Source organism: Streptomyces sp. MI02-7b, assembly GCF_033793585.1.
Classification (GTDB): domain Bacteria; phylum Actinomycetota; class Actinomycetes; order Streptomycetales; family Streptomycetaceae; genus Actinacidiphila.
This window is the reverse complement of record NZ_JARAWX010000007.1, coordinates 232152-248452: the sequence shown is the minus strand read 5'-3', so window position 1 is coordinate 248452 and position 16301 is coordinate 232152. Positions and strand designations below refer to the sequence as shown.

Genomic DNA, 16301 nt, shown 5'->3' with positions numbered 1-16301 from the left:
CAGGGACCCGTTGGAGCGGACGTTTCGGCAGGTTGGGGGCCCTGCGCGAGCGCCCGTTGGATCAGGTCAGGCCTCGCTGCGCTGCTGCGGAATGCCCGCCAGCAGTGCACGGACCTCCGCCTCGCGGTAGCGGCGATGCCCGCCGAGCGTGCGGATGGACGTGAGCTTGCCAGCCTTGGCCCAGCGCGTGACCGTCTTCGGGTCCACGCGGAACATCGTGGCGACCTCAGCGGGGGTCAGCAGCGGCTCGGCATCAGGGGTGCGAGCGGTCATGAGCGGCCTCCTCGAGAGAACCGAACCAACACGGTTCTTTCCTCTAAATTCTGCACCTTGACCCGCGTTGCCCGAAATGGCGGACGCGGGCCGAGTCGGTAATAGGACGAACGGCTTGTCCTCGGCACTACAACTACACCATCTGTCCAGCCGTGTCGGCCAAACCGATGGATTTGCCCTCTGAGGTGTCTAAGCTCGACGGAAGCCGATGGACCGGGCCATAACGGACAGTCACACCAGAGTGACGATCAGTCACAGCCAACCCACGAGCAACAGCCCCACCTCAAGGGATGCAAGATCGGACATTCCGTCCTAAGCAGACGGAATAAGGTCCTTACGGACCCGATGTCCCATATTGTCATGGGGGGTAGGGATGAGGGCAAGCCCCCCAAAGGTGCTTTACGTCACCCTTAGGCCAAAGGTACCGGTCGACCGCACTCGGGACCAAGGTCCCCGCGCCAAAGGACTTCCGACGGTCCCTCAACTCGCGTACTGCAGCTCCCGGACGGCCCGCCAGCGGTCGGTGAGACGCTCGTACGCCTCGCCGGCCCGCGACCCGTCCCCGGCGCGCAGTGCCGCAAGCGCGTCCGCCACGTCGGTGGCGGAGTGGTCGTCGGCGAGCCGGTCCTCGGGGATGACGTGGACGAGACCGCCGTAGTCGAGTTCGACCAGCGACCGCGGGTGGAACTCCTCCAGCCAGCGCCCTACATCTACCAGGCCGTCGATCAGGACTCCCTCATCGAGTGAATCCTTCAGCACCCGAAGGCCCCGCGCCGTACGCCGGCGGGCCTGCACCATGGGGGTCCGGTAGCGCATCACCGGCTGCTTGGACTCCCCGGCGCCGGCCGGCTCGTACTCCCGCTCGGAGTCGTCGAACAGCGTGAACCAGCGCACCGGCACGTGCCAGGTCGCACTGCGGATCCACGGCCGCGCGTCGGCGTTCTCCGGCTTCTCGGCCCGCCACGCCTCGTAGTCGGCCGCCGCCTGCTCCCGCACGACCTTGGGCAGCACGGCGTCCAGCACCGCGGTGGGGAACTCCTCGGCGAGGTCCTCCAGGGCCAGCCAGCCGCGCAGCCGGGTGCGCCAGGGGCAGACGTGCGTCACGCCGTCCACGACGGTCACGAAGGCGTCCGGGCTCTCGTGCACCGGAACGGGCACCGGGGGGACGGGCAGGAGGTTGGCCAGGGACTGGCGCAGTTCGTCCTGTGCGGTCCGTTCCGCGCCCGCCGCGGCATAGCGGTACCAGCGGCTTCGTTCGGGCTCCGGGAAGGCCGCCAGCGGCTCGTACACGCGCAGATACGACGCGTACGGGACCAGTACCGAAGACAAGCCCACACCCGCTCCCTCACGACGGCATCCGCCCTGGCATCGTCCCACGTCGCTTCCCCCACCGGGAGTGATCCACGACACTGGAAGCATGCACAGGACCAGGTGGCTCTACTCTTCTCGCAACCGGCCCTCCCCACCCGCTCGGAGGGCGACCTCTGGACATCGGGAGTCACCACAGTGACCGACGTACGTCAGACATCCGGCATCGTCTCCCCCTTGTGGACCCTGTTCCGATCGGATCAGGGAGGACACGAGCAGGTCGTCTTGTGCCAGGACCGCGCCACCGGCCTCAAGGCCGTCGTCGCGATCCACTCCACCGCCCTGGGCCCGGCCCTCGGCGGCACCCGCTTCCACGCCTACGCCTCCGACGAGGAGGCCGTCGCCGACGCGCTCAACCTCGCCCGCGGCATGTCGTACAAGAACGCGCTCGCCGGGCTGGACCTCGGTGGCGGCAAGGCCGTGATCATCGGTGACCCGGACACCGTCAAGTCCGAGGAACTGCTGCTGGCCTACGGCCGCTTCGTGGCCTCGCTCGGCGGTCGCTACGTGACCGCCTGCGACGTCGGCACGTACGTCGCCGACATGGACGTCGTGGCCCGCGCCAACCCGCAGTGGACGACCGGCCGCTCGCCCGAGAACGGCGGCGCCGGCGACTCCTCGGTGCTGACCGCCTGGGGCGTGTTCCAGGGCATGCGGGCCGCCGCCCGGGCCAAGTGGGGCGAGCCCACGCTGCGCGGCCGCCGGGTCGGCGTCGCCGGCGTCGGCAAGGTCGGCCACCACCTGGTGGAGCACCTCCTCCAGGACGGCGCCGAGGTCGTGATCACCGACGTTCGCGGCGAAGCCGTCGAGCGGATCACCTCCCGTCACCCCCAGGTCACCGCCGTCACCGACGCTGACGTCCTGATCAGGACCCCGCTGGACGTGTACGCGCCCTGCGCGCTCGGCGGCGCGCTCAACGACGACACCGTGCCGGCCCTCACCGCGACGATCGTCTGCGGTGCGGCCAACAACCAGCTCGCGCACCCCGGTGTCGAGAAGGACCTCGCCGACCGCGGCATCCTGTACGCGCCCGACTACGTGGTGAACGCGGGCGGCGTGATCCAGGTCGCCGACGAACTGCACGGCTTCGACTTCGAGCGGGCCCGCGGCAAGGCGACGAAGATCTTCGACACGACGCTGGCCATCTTCGAGCGCGCCGCGGCCGACGGCATCCCGCCCGCCGCCGCGGCCGACCGGCTCGCCGAGCAGCGCATGGCCGAGCGCACCCCCTCGGACCGCTGGCTGCGGCCCTCGGCCGCCAGCTGACGGCACGGGAGGACACGCCCCCGCCCGGCCGGGCGGGGGCGTGTCCTCCATCACAAAGCGGACACCGGACCGCCCCGCCGTCGTACGGTGTGCGCGCGCCCGTCGTTCACCCGTGCGGCCTTCGCCGGCCGCCCGGGACACGGGCCGCAGACTGGAGATTCGGTCGTTACCACGCCCCGGCAGCCAGACCGCGGCGGAAGAAGGTAAAATCACGACTGACCAGCCAGGACGGGCCCTCGGCGGGCCTCTGCTCCGACGCGCGTCGTGCGGGCGACGTACCGTGCGGCCTCGGAAGCAGGTACCGTTGAAGCCCTACGGACCGGGACTCTCCTGCGAGGGCCCGTTCCACATCGTGAACGCGTGTCAAGACTCGGGGCCGTCGAGCCCCACGTTGAGGGGGTCGAGCCAATGGGGCGCGGCCGGGCCAAGGCCAAGCAGACGAAGGTCGCCCGCCAGCTGAAGTACAACAGCGGCGGCACTGACCTGTCACGTCTGGCCGAAGAGCTGGGCGCATCGTCACCACTGCCGGTAAATCCGCCGGAGGTACAGCAGGACGACGATGACGACGAGCTGGAAGACGACCCGTACGCACGGTACGCGGATCTCTACGGCGACGATGAGGACGACGAGGACGAAGACGAGTCCGAGCCCTCGTCCCAACGTCGTCGCGCTTGACGCTGCACAATCCAATCCAGCTTGACCACTGACCCGGTCCGGGCACGCCCGGACCGGGTTTCGTGATGCCCGTTCCGCGGGGCGCGGGGCGGGCCTCCGACCTGGCCGTGCCGGCCGCCCCGGGCTCCCTAGTCCGCGTACTCACCGGTGAGCTCGACGGCCTCGGCGCGCTCGCCGCGCTCCAGGACCTCACCGGCCACCCAGGCCTCCAGGCCCCGGTCGGCCAGCGTCGCCAGCGCCACGTCCACCGACTCCTCGGGGACCACGGCGACCATGCCGACGCCCATGTTGAGGGTCTTCTCCAGCTCGTGCCGCGCCACCCCGCCCAGTTCGCCGACGGTCCGGAACACCGCGCCCGGTGCCCACGTCGAACGGTCCACGGTGACATGCAGGTGGTCCGGCACGACCCGGGCCAGGTTGTTGGCCAGACCGCCGCCGGTGACGTGCGAGAACGCGTGCACCTCGGCCGTGCGGGTGAGCGCGAGGCAGTCCAGCGAGTAGATCCGGGTCGGCTCCAGCAGCTCCTCGCCGAGGGTGCGGCCGAACTCCGCGACCTCGCGGTCCAGCGCCCAGCCGGCCCGGTCGAAGAGCACATGACGCACGAGCGAGTACCCGTTGGAGTGAAGACCGGAGGACTCCATGGCGATCACCACGTCACCCTTACGGATGCGATCGGCGCCCAGCAGCCGGTCCGCCTCGACCACGCCGGTGCCGGCGCCCGCGACGTCGAACTCGTCCTCGCCGAGCAGGCCGGGGTGCTCGGCGGTCTCGCCGCCCACCAGGGCGCAGCCGGCCAGTACACAGCCCTCCGCGATGCCCTTGACGATGGCGGCGACCCGGTCCGGGAAGACCTTGCCGACGCAGATGTAGTCGGTCATGAACAGCGGCTCGGCGCCGCACACGACCAAGTCGTCCACGACCATGCCGACGAGGTCGTGGCCGATGGTGTCGTAGACGCCCATCCGGCGGGCGATGTCCACCTTCGTGCCCACGCCGTCGGTGGCGGAGGCCAGCAGGGGGCGCTCGTAGCGCTTGAGGGCGCTGGCGTCGAAGAGGCCGGCGAAGCCGCCGAGCCCGCCCACGACCTCGGGGCGGGTGGCTTTCTTCACCCATTCCTTCATCAGCTCGACCGCGCGGTCGCCCGCCTCGATGTCGACTCCCGCCGCGGCGTAGCTGGCACCGGTGTTCTCGGACATGACTGTGAGGTGTCCTTGCGTCGTGTGCTTACGGGCGACGGAGCGCGTCGGCGGCGTCGGGGCCGCCGGCCAGCTCGGTCTCCAGGAGGTGCTTGCCGAGCAGCTCGGGGTCCGGCAGCTCCATCGGGTACTCACCGTCGAAGCAGGCGCGGCACAGATCCGGCTTGGCGATCGTGGTCGCCTCGACCATCGCGTCGATCGAGATGTACGCCAGCGAGTCGGCGTCCAGCGACTTGCAGATCTCGTCGACGGTCAGCCCGTTGGCGATCAGCTCGGCGCGGGTGGCGAAGTCGATGCCGAAGAAGCACGGCCACTTGATGGGCGGCGAGGAGATCCGGATGTGGACCTCGGCGGCACCGGCCTCGCGGAGCATCCTGACCAGCGCACGCTGGGTGTTGCCGCGGACGATCGAGTCGTCCACGACCACCAGGCGCTTGCCCCGGATGACCTCCTTGAGCGGGTTGAGCTTCAGGCGGATGCCCAGCTGCCGGATGGTCTGGCTGGGCTGGATGAACGTCCGGCCGACGTAGGAGTTCTTCACCAGGCCCGAGCCGTACGGGATGCCGCTGGCCTCGGCGAAGCCGACGGCGGCCGGCGTGCCGGACTCCGGAGTCGGTATCACCAGATCGGCGTCGGCCGGGGCCTCCTTGGCCAGCCGGCGGCCCATCTCGACCCGGGACAGGTAGACGTTGCGCCCGGCGATGTCGGTGTCGGGGCGGGCCAGGTAGACGTACTCGAAGACACAGCCCTTGGGCCTGGCCTCGGCGAAGCGGGAGGCGCGCAGCCCGTTCTCGTCGATGACGACCAGCTCGCCGGGCTCGATCTCCCGGATGAAGCTCGCGCCGACGATGTCCAGGGCGGCGGACTCCGAGGCGACCACCCAGCCGCGCTCCAGGCGGCCCAGCACCAGCGGGCGGATGCCCTGCGGGTCGCGGGCGGCGTAGAGCGTGTGCTCGTCCATGAAGACCAGGCTGAAGGCGCCCTTGACCTTGGGCAGCACCTGGCGGGCGGCCTCCTCGACGGACATCGGCTTGCCGTCCGCGTCGGCCTGTCCGGCCAGCAGCGCCGTCACCAGGTCGGTGTCGTTGGTCGCGGCGACCTTGGTGGCCCGGCCGTTGCCCTGCGGCAGCGCGGCGACCATCTCGGCCAGCTCCGCGGTGTTGACCAGGTTGCCGTTGTGGCCGAGCGCGATGGAGCCGCTGGCCGTGGCACGGAAGGTCGGCTGGGCGTTCTCCCAGACCGACGCGCCCGTGGTCGAGTAACGGGCATGGCCGACCGCGATGTGGCCCCGGAGGGAGCCGAGCGAGGTTTCGTCGAAGACCTGGGACACCAGTCCCATGTCCTTGAAGACCAGGATCTGGGAGCCGTTGCTCACTGCGATGCCCGCGGACTCCTGTCCGCGGTGCTGCAGGGCGTACAGCCCGAAATAGGTGAGCTTGGAGACCTCTTCGCCGGGGGCCCAGACACCGAAGACGCCGCAAGCGTCCTGGGGGCCCTTCTCGCCGGGGAGCAGGTCGTGGTTGAGTCGTCCGTCACCACGTGGCACGTCATCGAGTCTAGGGCAGGTTGCGGTGTCGTCCGAACGAGGGAACCCGACAAACCCGTGTTCTATGCGCGTAAACCCATGGGGCGCATGGGCATGTGACCTTCGTCCTGACCGGTCCTGAACGGTCCTGACCGACCTCAGGGGCGCAGTTCCGGGTCGCGGATCATGGCGGTCAGCTCGGCCGCGGCGCGTGTCGCGGGGGACGGGCGGCCGCGCAAGCGCTCCCACCGCGGGTCGCCGACGCTGCCCAGGCGAAGGTCGTCCAGGCCGTTGGTGCGGCGCACGACCAGGTCGCCCCCGGAGGTGCGGTCGACCCGGGTCACCTCCGACCAGGGCACATGCCGGGTCCTCCAGGAACGGCGTACCCACAGCCCGTCCGCGTCGGCCGTGACGCGCCACCTGATCAGGCCCACCGCATCGCTGCCGATCGTTACTGTGCCCACGACGCAGAGAATCCAGTGCCACCAGTTGTCGCCGAGGAAGCCGGGGACCGCCGGGACGGCGCCGAGAGCCAGCAGGGTCAGCCCGCCCCCCGCCCGGGCCACCGGACCGCCCTGCCAGCGGACGGGGCCCGTGGCAGGCTTCATCGCGGCCACCGCCTCGGCCACCCTCGCCTCCGCCGCACGGCGGTGCCCGGCGTTCCAGTGCGGCCGGGGATCGGCGGCGGGCTTCGACCACCGCAGTGCGGGAGAGGCGCTCACCTCCGTCACGACACGGCCGGACTTCCCGGAGCCGACGAGGACGAACTCGCCCGCCTCGGCGGGCAGGCCGAACAGCACGCTCTCCCCCTGGGGCGGCCCGCCGAGCTTGACCGGGTCGTACATCAGGACCGGCTCGCCGGCCCTGCCGTCCAGCGGGCGGATCACGGTGAAGCCGTGCTTGCGTCGCGCCAGCACCCGCAGCGCGGGCGCCGGTCCACGACGCACCGCCCGGACGCGGATGATCGTGAGGGCGGCGGACAACAGCAGGGTGAGCCCCGCGCCGCCTGCCCCGAGCACCAGGAGCTGCGACCCGGTCCGGTCCCGGTAGGGCTCCGCGGCCAGCCGCATCCAGCCGCCGTCGACGAGGACGGCGGCCTCCGCGCCGGGCTCGTAGTCCTCCGGGTACGCCACACCGACGTGATGGCGGGTGCCGTCGGCGAAGCGCACGACGAGATGGTCGTCGGCGCCATTGGCGACGACGACCGCCGGGACACGGTCCGCCGCCGCGGCGTGCGCCTCGTCCGCGCGGTCACCGGTGACCGCGACCACGGCGGCCACCACCGCAACCACCAGCGCCGCGGCACCGGTGACCGCACGGAACATGCCGCGCCGCACGGGGACGACCAGCGACGGGACCGGCAGCGCGACGCCACCGGCCGCCTCCAGGGCGAGCGCCCGCTGGCGGCGCCGCATCCGCAGGCGCGCCGCGACCGCCGCCCAGCTCCAGCACAGCGCGGCCACCACCGTGGCGGCCGCCATGTGCTCACCGGTGCCGCCGGACCAGTTGGCGGGATCGGCGGTCCACAGCAACAGCAGGGGCGCCGACAGCAGCGCCGCCTCGGGCAGCGCGAACAGCCAGACCGCGTGGACGAAGAAGCCGGCCGTACCGATCGCGTCCAGCCACATCGGCCCGCAGGGCGCGTCCGTAGTGCACAGCGGGTAAGGCGAGGACGCGATCGCGGTGATCACCGCCACCAGCAGCACCGGCGCGCACCACAGCGGGCGCGCCCAGCCCGGCAGGCGCACGGCGGCCCAGCGCTGCGCGTCGGCGGAGAGCCAGGGGCGGGCCGGTATGTCCGCCGGTGCGGTCGTCGAGGTCACCGGCGCATTATGCGGGCGCCCCCGCCGCCTCAGCCGAGCAGGGGCAGATAGGGGGCCAGGTCGGCGCGCTCACCGCTCGCGGAGACGGCGCCGGCGGCGAGGGCGGCGTCCCAGGACGTGCGTCCGGTGACCAGGCGCACCCAGGTGACGGGGTCGGTCTCGACGACGTTGGGCGGGGTTCCGCGGGTGTGCCGGGGCCCGGCCACGCACTGGACGGCCGCGTACGGCGGCACGCGGACCTCGACGGAGTTGCCGGGCGCGGTGACGGCCAGGGTGTCGGCCAGCAGCCGCACGACGGCGGCCAGGGCCTGCCGGTCCAGCGGAACGGGGACACCGGTCGCCGTGGCCAGGTCGTCGCTGTGCACGACGAGTTCGACGAGGCGGGTCACGAGGAAGTCCGGCGCGCGCATCGCGCCCAGAGTGATGGCGATCACGCGGGCCGGGTCGACCGCCTCGGGCAGCGCGGCCCGCAGGTCGCCCGCCGCCGCTTCCAGACGCCCGACGACGTCGGCGGTGCCGAGCGCGGCCTCGCGGGTGTCCGCGTCCAGGTTGACGGCGATGCGGTTGGTGGAGCGGGCCCAGCCCGTCAGGTCCAGGTCCGCCTTGGCCGGGGCCGGTTCGGCCAGTACCCGGGGGACCACCTCGATCTGGCGCGCCGTGTGCACCAGCAGGTGGAGCACGTCCCAGCCCGGCAGGCCCGAGGACGCCGACAGCTGTTCCGCGCTCAGCGTCCGCGCGGCGTCGAGGACATGCCCCGCCTGCGCGGTGAGCGCGGCGGCGGTCCGCGCCGGGTCGTAGGTGCGGGGGCGGCGGGCGGCGGGCGGCATGGCGTGCAGCCTACGCGCCGGCCGGCCCCCGCACCGGGACCGGGACCGGGGCCGGGGCGGTCAGGCCTGGCGCGGCCGCTCGAGGGTGATCAGCAGACCCTCGACGGCGCCGGGACCGATGCGGCCCTTGACGTCGGCGGCGGTGATGGCCTTGAGCTGCCAGCCGTCCTCGGCGTGCTTGTTGAGCGTCTTCTCCAGCTTGTCGCTGTCGATCGCGTCCCCTATGAGCGACTCACGGAAGTTGACGACCTTGTACTCGAACATCGATCAGGACCCCTCGTCGTGGCGATGGTTGCCTTGCGGTCGCAGGTTAGCCCCCCACCGGGCGCACCGGCCCGGCCACCCGGTCGATCAGCGGTCCGTGTTCCACATCCGCGGAGAGCAGCGCCAGTTCGGCTCCCTCGCAGGGCGCGCCGAAGAGCAGCGTGTCGCGCAGCCGGCTGTCGCCGGGCGCGTGGTCGTCGTCGGGCATCGCGGAACCGGGCCGCACCGGGCACGAGAAGAGCGGCACGCGGCCCGCGGTGTCGTCGGCGGCGTAGACCCACACCCGGGTGTCCTCGTCCTCGCGGGACAGTACGCGCAGCACCGGCAGTTCGTCCCGGCGCAGCGCGGCGGCCCGCCGCCGGGTCAGCAGCCCGGTGACCAGGAGCGTGAACCCGAGCAGGGCGACCGGGAGAAGAAACGGTACGGCGGCGGCGGCGCACAGCGGCAGCCCGGCGACGAGCGGCACGAGCCCGCGGCGCGGCGCGGGCAGCGGCGCCGGCAGCCGCAGGCGTACGTCACCCGCGGCGTTGGCCGCGAGCAGGCGCTGCCGGCCCCGGACCGCGAGACGGTGGCGGGCCCCGGCCCAGCACAGGGCGAGCGCCACGGAGACCGGCAGGGCCACCGCGGGCTCCGCGAGCCACGCCGGCAGGGCCACGAGCAGGGGCGCCGACACCAAGGTGAGCTGGGGCAGCCGGAACAGCCAGTACACCTGGGCCGCCGCCAGCCAGTAGTGCGGTGCCCCGAGGGCTCCGGGCGCCACGGCGACGGCCGCACCGACGGCGACGGCCAGCGCCAGGGCTCCCCATCGCGGCCGGGACCACGCGGCCGGCCGGCAGGCCGCCCAGCGCCTGGTGTCACGGGCACGCCACAGGGGCAGTTCGCCGGGGGCTCTGCGCTCGCTCACGCCTGGAGTATGGGCCAGCCGTTCGCGCGTGCGGTTACCGAAAGGTCAACGCGCCCCCGCGCCCAGCGGCACGGGGGCGCGTCGGCAGCGCCGTGCGATCAGCCCAGCAGCGCCGGGATCGTGTCCTCGTGCGCCGTGCGCAGTTCGTCCAGCCCGATCGTGAACTGCCCCTGCACCTCGACCGATTCGCCGTCCACGACACCGATGCGGGTCGCGGGCAGACCACGTGCTCCGCACATGTCGGTGAAACGGAGCTCCTCGCTGCGCGGGATCGAGACGATCGCCCGGCCGGCGGACTCCGAGAACAGGAACACGAACGGGTCCAGACCGTCCGGCACCACGAGCCGCGCGCCGTTCCCGCCGCGCAGGCAGGACTCGACGACGGCCTGCACCAGACCGCCGTCCGACAGGTCGTGGGCCGCGTCGACCATGCCGTCCCGGGAGGCCGAGATCAGGATCTCGCCGAGCAGCCGCTCGCGCTCCAGGTCGACCTTCGGGGGCAGCCCGCCGAGGTGGTCGTGGACGACCTGCGACCAGGCAGAGCCGCCGAACTCCTCGTGGGTGTCGCCGAGGAGGTACAGCAGCTGGCCCGTCTCCTTGAACGCGACGGGCGTGCGGCGGGCGACGTCGTCGATGACGCCGAGCACCGCCACGACCGGCGTCGGGTGGATGGCGACCTCGCCGGTCTGGTTGTACAGCGAGACGTTGCCGCCGGTCACCGGCGTGCCCAGCTGCAGGCAGCCGTCGGCGAGACCGCGGACGGCCTCGGCGAACTGCCACATGACGGCGGGGTCCTCGGGCGAGCCGAAGTTGAGGCAGTCGGAGACGGCGAGCGGCTTGGCGCCGGTCGTCGCGACGTTGCGGTACGCCTCGGCGAGCGCGAGCTGCGCGCCCGTGTACGGGTCGAGCTTGGCGTAGCGGCCGTTGCCGTCCGTGGCGATGGCGACGCCGAGCCCGGTCTCCTCGTCGACGCGGATCATGCCCGAGTCCTCGGGCATGGCCAGCACGGTGTTGCCCTGCACGAAGTGGTCGTACTGGGAGGTGATCCAGGACTTGGATGCCTGGTTCGGGGAGGCGACCAGTCGCATGACCTGGTCCCTCAGCTCCTCGCTCGTCGCCGGGCGGGGCAGCTTGTTCGCGTCGTCCGCCTGGAGCGCGTCCTGCCACGACGGGCGGGCGTAGGGGCGCTCGTAGACCGGGCCCTCGTGGGCGACGGTGCGCGGGTCGACGTCGACGATCTTGCCGCCGTGCCAGAAGATCTCCAGCCGGTCGCCGTCGGTGACCTCACCGATGACGGTCGCGATGACGTCCCACTTCTCGCAGATCTCCAGGAAGCGGTCGACCTTCTCCGGCTCGACCACCGCGCACATGCGCTCCTGCGACTCGCTCATGAGGATCTCCTCGGGCGAGAGCGTCGAGTCGCGCAGCGGTACGTCGTCGAGGGTGACGCGCATGCCGCCGGAGCCGTTGGAGGCGAGCTCGGAGGTGGCGCAGGACAGTCCGGCGGCGCCGAGGTCCTGGATGCCGACGACGAGCTTCTCCCGGAAGGCCTCCAGGGTGCACTCGATGAGCAGCTTCTCCTGGAAGGGGTCGCCGACCTGGACGGCCGGACGCTTGGACGGCTTGGCGTCGTCGAAGGTCTCGGAGGCCAGGATGGAGGCGCCGCCGATGCCGTCGCCGCCCGTGCGGGCGCCGTACAGGATGACCTTGTTGCCCGCGCCGGACGCCTTCGCGAGGTGGATGTCCTCGTGCCGCATGACGCCGATGGCACCGGCGTTGACCAGCGGGTTGCCCTGGTAGCAGGCGTCGAAGACGACCTCGCCGCCGATGTTGGGCAGGCCCAGGCAGTTGCCGTAGCCGCCGATGCCCGCGACGACGCCCGGCAGGACGCGCTTGGTGTCGGGGTGGTCGGCGGCGCCGAAGCGCAGCGGGTCGACGACGGCGACGGGCCGCGCGCCCATCGCGATGATGTCGCGCACGATGCCGCCGACGCCCGTGGCCGCGCCCTGGTAGGGCTCGACGTACGAGGGGTGGTTGTGCGACTCGACCTTGAAGGTGACGGCGTAGCCCTGGCCGACGTCGACGACGCCGGCGTTCTCGCCGATGCCGACGAGGAGGGCGTCCGACTGCGGGGCCTTCTCGCCGAACTGGCGCAGGTGCACCTTCGAGGACTTGTACGAGCAGTGCTCGGACCACATCACGGAGTACATGGCGAGTTCGGCGCCCGTGGGACGGCGGCCGAGGATCTCGACGACGCGCTCGTACTCGTCCTTCTTCAGGCCGAGTTCGGCCCAGGGCAGCTCGACGTCGGGAGTCACGGCCGCGTTCTCGACCGTGTCCAGAGGAGTGCGGCTCATGCGGTGACCAGCTTCTTGAGGATCGAGGTGAAGAATCCGAGGCCGTCGGTGCGCCCCGTCCCGATGAGGGACTCCACCGCGTGCTCGGGGTGCGGCATCAGGCCGACGACATTGCCCGCGGCGTTGGTGACGCCGGCGATGTCGCGGAGCGAGCCGTTGGGATTGCCGTCGGCGTAGCGGAACACCACGCGGCCCTCGGCTTCCAGCTCGTCCAGGACGCGCTCGTCGGCGACGTAGCGGCCGTCGATGTTCTTGAGCGGGATGCTGATCTCCTGGCCCTGCTCGTAATCCGCGGTCCAGGAGGTCGCGTTGTTCTCGACGACCAGCTTCTGGTCCCGGCAGATGAAGTGCAGGTGATTGTTGCGCAACATCGCGCCCGGCAGGAGATGCGTCTCGGTGAGCACCTGGAAGCCGTTGCAGATACCCAGGACCGGAAGACCGTCCTTGGCGCCCGCGATGATCGAGTCCATCACGGGCGAGAAGCGGGAAATCGCCCCCGCGCGCAGATAGTCGCCGTAACTGAATCCGCCCGGCAGGACGACGGCGTCGACCTGGTGGAGATCCTTGTCACGGTGCCAGAGCGCGACCGGCTCGGCGCCGGCCAGGCGCACGGCGCGCTGGGTGTCCCGGTCGTCCAGCGTGCCGGGGAAGGTGACGACGCCGATGCGTGCCGTCACGACTCCACCTTCACACTGAAGTCCTCGATCACGGTGTTGGCGAGGAAGGTCTCGGCCATCTCGCGGATACGGGCGAGGGCGGCGTCGTCGACCGGACCCTCCAGTTCGAGCTCAAAACGCTTGCCCTGGCGGACGTCGGCGATTCCCTCGAACCCGAGGCGCGGCAGCGCACGCTGCACGGCCTGGCCCTGCGGGTCGAGGATCTCCGGCTTGAGCATGACGTCGACTACGACGCGTGCCACGGTCACTCCCGGTGGTGTGCTGCGGTGATGTCCCCAACCGTACCCTGCCAGAAAGTCTACGCGGGTAGATAAGCCGGAATGGTCCAGGAATATCGGGTGGCCCGATTGCCGGGGGACACCCGAAGAAATTCTCCGGGCGCGCTCCCGGGAAAAGATTTCCGGATGTAAAAAGGGAAAGCATTGACCCCGGGCCGCCGACTTCGGTAGAACAACGGGGCCAAGGCAGGTTCCCAGCCTTCTCCATGAAAGGACCGGCATCCATGGCGCAGCGCGTAGTGGTCACCCTCTCCGACGACCTCGACGGCGGTGAAGCAGCGGAAACGGTCACTTTCGGCCTCGACGGGAAGTCCTACGAGATCGACCTCTCCTCCGGGAACGCCGAGCGGCTCCGCACCGCACTCGCGCCGTACGTCGAGGCCGGACGCCGCCACAGCCGGCTCGGCAAGACCTACAAGCACACCGCGCTGACCTCCGACCCCGCCACCGTCCGCGCCTGGGCGCGTTCCAACGGGTTCGACGTACCGCCGCGCGGCCGCATTCCGAAGAAGGTCTACGAGGCGCACGCCGCCGCCAACTGATGGCGCCGGCCGGCCCCCGGCCGAACGGATTGGACAGCCACCCCTGTTGATCCGCTAGAGTCAGAAGCGCGCCGAGGGCGAGGCCGAAAGGCCGGACTCACGGATCACGCGGGTGTAGTTCAGTAGTAGAACATCCTCCTTCCAGGGGGAAGGCGCAGTGTGCGATCCCTGTCACCCGCTCTGACTGCTCGACCGGTCTTCACGATCGGGTAGAGTGGTCGCGCCACGCGGACGTGGCTCAGTTGGTAGAGCATCACCTTGCCAAGGTGAGGGTCGCGAGTTCGAATCTCGTCGTCCGCTCGTGAAAGAAGGCCCCGGTCATTCAACCGGGGCCTTCTTCGTACGCGTCCGCCTTTCCGGACGTCCGCACCCGTGTGACGGTCCCCACATCGCGGCCGCCCGGCGCCGCGGCACCGGGCGGAAGCCGAAACGCGGACCCGCCGGAGCGCGCGGGCCCGAGACCGTTGCCGGGCTGCGGAATTGACGCCCGGCCCCCGTGCGCCGGCGGGCGGCGCGCGGGGGACCCGACACGCCGGGACGGCCGGGGGCGCACGCCGCGTCGAAACGACAGGGCGTGGTGCGTGCCGAGCACTCCCCGGGTTGGCTATAGTGGATGACGCACCGCACGGGAACGCGCGGGGCATGCGGACGTAGCTCAGTTGGTAGAGCGCAACCTTGCCAAGGTTGAGGTCGCGAGTTCGAGCCTCGTCGTCCGCTCGCGAGAAGAAGGCCCCGGTCGTCAGACCGGGGCCTTCGGCGTTCCCGGACTCCGGGCGAGCTCGCCCGGAAGCTTCCGGGAGGGGGACGCGGCGCCCCGTCCGAGCGTGTCGCGGTGCGGCCACCGGTGCGCGGCGCCGATCCTGACGGCACCGCGCACGCCCGCCGCCCTCCGTGGCCGGGGTGCCCGATCAGGAGGTCCCCCATGCGCAAGTCCCTCCGGGCGTCCGCCGGCGAGGCCCTGCGGGCCGTGTGCCGGCTCCTCGCCAGGGAACTGGTCGCGCTGGGCGAGCTGCACTTCGCGATCGACGTTTGGCCGGAGACGCAGACGTCCCGCCGCTCCGGGCCGCCGGCCGGGCATCCGGAACGCCTGTGCCCCGAGGTGCCGCTGAGCCCCCTGGAGCGGTGGTTGTCCCGCGAGCTGCGGCTCGGGCCGGACCTTGCCGGGCGCTGACGGCGGCTGACGTGCGGGGCCGGCGCCCGGCGACCCGCCCATGGGCGGCGTACGGCTGACGCCGTGTCGGCCGCGTCCGGTCTTCTGTCCACAGGCTGTGGACAGAAGACCGGATGACCACGGGAGCGACGGCGGAACGACGACACAACGGCAGCGGGCCCCGGCCGGGAACGGCCGGGGCCCGCGTCGCCGGGCGGCAGGCGGCTACCAGCTCTGGCCCGTGAGGCGCTCGTACGCCTCGATGTACCGGGTCCGGGTCCGCTCCACGACATGCGACGGGAGGGCCGGCGGGGGCTGCTCGCTGCGCCGGTCCCAGCCGGACGCGGCGGAGGTCAGCCAGTCGCGCACGATCTGCTTGTCGTAGCTCGGCTGGGCCCGGCCCGGCTCCCACTCGTCGACCGGCCAGAACCGGGACGAGTCCGGGGTCAGCACTTCGTCGGCGATGGTCAGCGTCTCGCCGTCGAAGCCGAACTCGAACTTGGTGTCGGCCAGGATGATGCCGCGCTCGCGGGCGATGTCACGGGCCCGCGAGTAGACCGCGAGGGTCGCCTGGCGCAGTGCGGCTGCGGTGTCGGCGCCGACCTGGCGGGCGACCTCCTCGTAGCTGACGTTCTCGTCGTGCTCGCCGACCGCGGCCTTGGTCGCGGGGGTGAAGATCGCCGCGGGCAGCTCGGAGCCGTCGACCAGGCCCTCGGGCAGCGCCACCCCGCACACCGTGCGGTCGGCCCGGTACTCCAGCAGCCCGGAACCGGTCAGGTAGCCGCGGGCGACGCACTCGACCGGGACCATGCTCAGCGACTTGCAGACCGTCGTGCGGCCCTCCCACTCCGGCGGGGCGCCCGCGGGGAGTTCGCTGGACAGCACGTGGTGCGGCACGAGGTCGGCGATCTTGTCGAACCACCACAGGGACAACTGGGTCAGCACGCGGCCCTTGTCCGGGATCTCGGTGGGCAGCACCCAGTCGTACGCGGAGAGCCGGTCGCTGGCGACCATCACCAGCTCACCGGCCTCGTTCTGGTAGAGGTCGCGCACCTTGCCGGTGTGCAGGTGCACGAGCCCGGGCACCTGCACCGGCTCTGGCTTCTCGACGAATCCGGACATGGGGCCTCCCCGATCGGTGGTTCGGCTCCCGATTCTCCCGCACACCGCCCGGGA

Annotated in this window: 16 protein-coding genes and 3 tRNA genes; 7 read left to right on the top strand and 12 right to left on the bottom strand. The window is 71.7% G+C overall.

The genetic code is table 11. The annotated features are described in order from the left end of the window. Positions 1 to 66: 66 nt before the first annotated feature. Complete coding sequence (gene bldC, locus PV364_RS14240) at positions 67 to 273, bottom strand: developmental transcriptional regulator BldC (protein ID WP_003949541.1); 207 nt, start codon at positions 271 to 273, stop codon at positions 67 to 69. 480 nt (positions 274 to 753) lie between these two features. Further along, positions 754 to 1608, bottom strand: coding sequence for a hypothetical protein (locus PV364_RS14235; RefSeq protein ID WP_319660281.1), 855 nt, complete (start codon positions 1606 to 1608; stop codon positions 754 to 756). A gap of 171 nt (positions 1609 to 1779) precedes the next feature. On the opposite strand from PV364_RS14235, the gene PV364_RS14230 reads away from it, so the two are divergent. Together PV364_RS14230 and PV364_RS14225 are read left to right on the top strand one after the other, a co-directional pair. Further along, on the top strand, positions 1780 to 2907 hold the full coding sequence (locus PV364_RS14230) for a Leu/Phe/Val dehydrogenase (protein WP_319660280.1): 1128 nt from the start codon (positions 1780 to 1782) through the stop codon (positions 2905 to 2907). A gap of 360 nt (positions 2908 to 3267) precedes the next feature. Further along, complete coding sequence (locus PV364_RS14225) at positions 3268 to 3582, top strand: DUF3073 domain-containing protein (protein WP_319660279.1); 315 nt, start codon at positions 3268 to 3270, stop codon at positions 3580 to 3582. A 128-nt stretch (positions 3583 to 3710) separates the two neighbouring features. On the opposite strand, the gene purM is transcribed toward PV364_RS14225, so the two are convergent. The 9 genes from purM to purS all read right to left on the bottom strand — a co-directional run bounded on the left by purM (position 3711) and on the right by purS (position 13397). Then, on the bottom strand, positions 3711 to 4778 hold the full coding sequence (gene purM, locus PV364_RS14220) for a phosphoribosylformylglycinamidine cyclo-ligase (protein WP_319660278.1): 1068 nt from the start codon (positions 4776 to 4778) through the stop codon (positions 3711 to 3713). 28 nt (positions 4779 to 4806) lie between these two features. After that, positions 4807 to 6324, bottom strand: a complete 1518-nt coding sequence (gene purF, locus PV364_RS14215; protein ID WP_319660277.1) for an amidophosphoribosyltransferase — start codon at positions 6322 to 6324, stop codon at positions 4807 to 4809. A 137-nt stretch (positions 6325 to 6461) separates the two neighbouring features. Beyond that, the gene (locus PV364_RS14210; RefSeq protein ID WP_319660276.1) at positions 6462 to 8126 is read right to left on the bottom strand and encodes a hypothetical protein; all 1665 of its coding nucleotides are present in this window, start codon (positions 8124 to 8126) and stop codon (positions 6462 to 6464) included. Positions 8127 to 8155: 29 nt separating this feature from the next. Beyond that, positions 8156 to 8953 carry a maleylpyruvate isomerase family mycothiol-dependent enzyme gene (locus PV364_RS14205; protein ID WP_319660275.1) on the bottom strand — a complete coding sequence of 266 codons (798 nt, stop codon included), beginning with the start codon at positions 8951 to 8953 and terminating at the stop codon, positions 8156 to 8158. 60 nt (positions 8954 to 9013) lie between these two features. Then, positions 9014 to 9217 carry a DUF4177 domain-containing protein gene (locus PV364_RS14200; RefSeq protein ID WP_319660274.1) on the bottom strand — a complete coding sequence of 68 codons (204 nt, stop codon included), beginning with the start codon at positions 9215 to 9217 and terminating at the stop codon, positions 9014 to 9016. Positions 9218 to 9263: 46 nt separating this feature from the next. Further along, positions 9264 to 10121, bottom strand: coding sequence for a hypothetical protein (locus tag PV364_RS14195; RefSeq protein WP_319660273.1), 858 nt, complete (start codon positions 10119 to 10121; stop codon positions 9264 to 9266). Between the two features lie 98 nt (positions 10122 to 10219). Further along, positions 10220 to 12478, bottom strand: a complete 2259-nt coding sequence (gene purL, locus PV364_RS14190; RefSeq protein WP_319660272.1) for a phosphoribosylformylglycinamidine synthase subunit PurL — start codon at positions 12476 to 12478, stop codon at positions 10220 to 10222. Next, positions 12475 to 13155: a phosphoribosylformylglycinamidine synthase subunit PurQ gene (gene purQ, locus PV364_RS14185; RefSeq protein WP_319660271.1), complete on the bottom strand. Its 681-nt coding sequence runs from the start codon at positions 13153 to 13155 to the stop codon at positions 12475 to 12477. The genes purL and purQ overlap by 4 nt, the downstream gene beginning before the upstream one ends. Next, the gene (purS, locus tag PV364_RS14180) at positions 13152 to 13397 is read right to left on the bottom strand and encodes a phosphoribosylformylglycinamidine synthase subunit PurS (protein ID WP_319660270.1); all 246 of its coding nucleotides are present in this window, start codon (positions 13395 to 13397) and stop codon (positions 13152 to 13154) included. The genes purQ and purS overlap by 4 nt, the downstream gene beginning before the upstream one ends. Positions 13398 to 13657: 260 nt before the next feature. Here purS and PV364_RS14175 point away from each other — a divergent pair, with 260 nt between their 5' ends. The 5 genes from PV364_RS14175 to PV364_RS14155 all read left to right on the top strand — a co-directional run bounded on the left by PV364_RS14175 (position 13658) and on the right by PV364_RS14155 (position 15146). Next, complete coding sequence (locus PV364_RS14175; RefSeq protein ID WP_319660269.1) at positions 13658 to 13975, top strand: histone-like nucleoid-structuring protein Lsr2; 318 nt, start codon at positions 13658 to 13660, stop codon at positions 13973 to 13975. 108 nt (positions 13976 to 14083) lie between these two features. Next, positions 14084 to 14155 (top strand) — tRNA-Gly (locus tag PV364_RS14170). Between the two features lie 47 nt (positions 14156 to 14202). Continuing rightward, positions 14203 to 14275 (top strand) — tRNA-Gly (locus PV364_RS14165). A gap of 344 nt (positions 14276 to 14619) precedes the next feature. Further along, positions 14620 to 14692, top strand: a tRNA-Gly gene (locus PV364_RS14160). Between the two features lie 205 nt (positions 14693 to 14897). Next, the gene (locus tag PV364_RS14155) at positions 14898 to 15146 is read left to right on the top strand and encodes a DUF6059 family protein (RefSeq protein WP_319660268.1); all 249 of its coding nucleotides are present in this window, start codon (positions 14898 to 14900) and stop codon (positions 15144 to 15146) included. Positions 15147 to 15350: 204 nt separating this feature from the next. Here PV364_RS14155 and PV364_RS14150 read toward each other — a convergent pair whose 3' ends face one another. Beyond that, positions 15351 to 16247, bottom strand: coding sequence for a phosphoribosylaminoimidazolesuccinocarboxamide synthase (locus tag PV364_RS14150; RefSeq protein ID WP_319660267.1), 897 nt, complete (start codon positions 16245 to 16247; stop codon positions 15351 to 15353). Between the last annotated feature and the right edge of the window lie 54 nt (positions 16248 to 16301).

Coding starts and splice junctions, on each gene's coding strand:
- bldC (WP_003949541.1), bottom strand. CDS start 273: ATGACCGCTCGCACCCCTGATGCCGAGCCGCTGCTGACCCCCGCTGAG.
- purM (WP_319660278.1), bottom strand. CDS start 4,778: ATGTCCGAGAACACCGGTGCCAGCTACGCCGCGGCGGGAGTCGACATC.
- PV364_RS14205 (WP_319660275.1), bottom strand. CDS start 8,953: ATGCCGCCCGCCGCCCGCCGCCCCCGCACCTACGACCCGGCGCGGACC.
- PV364_RS14200 (WP_319660274.1), bottom strand. CDS start 9,217: ATGTTCGAGTACAAGGTCGTCAACTTCCGTGAGTCGCTCATAGGGGAC.
- purL (WP_319660272.1), bottom strand. CDS start 12,478: ATGAGCCGCACTCCTCTGGACACGGTCGAGAACGCGGCCGTGACTCCC.
- PV364_RS14175 (WP_319660269.1), top strand. CDS start 13,658: ATGGCGCAGCGCGTAGTGGTCACCCTCTCCGACGACCTCGACGGCGGT.
- PV364_RS14155 (WP_319660268.1), top strand. CDS start 14,898: ATGCGCAAGTCCCTCCGGGCGTCCGCCGGCGAGGCCCTGCGGGCCGTG.
- PV364_RS14150 (WP_319660267.1), bottom strand. CDS start 16,247: ATGTCCGGATTCGTCGAGAAGCCAGAGCCGGTGCAGGTGCCCGGGCTC.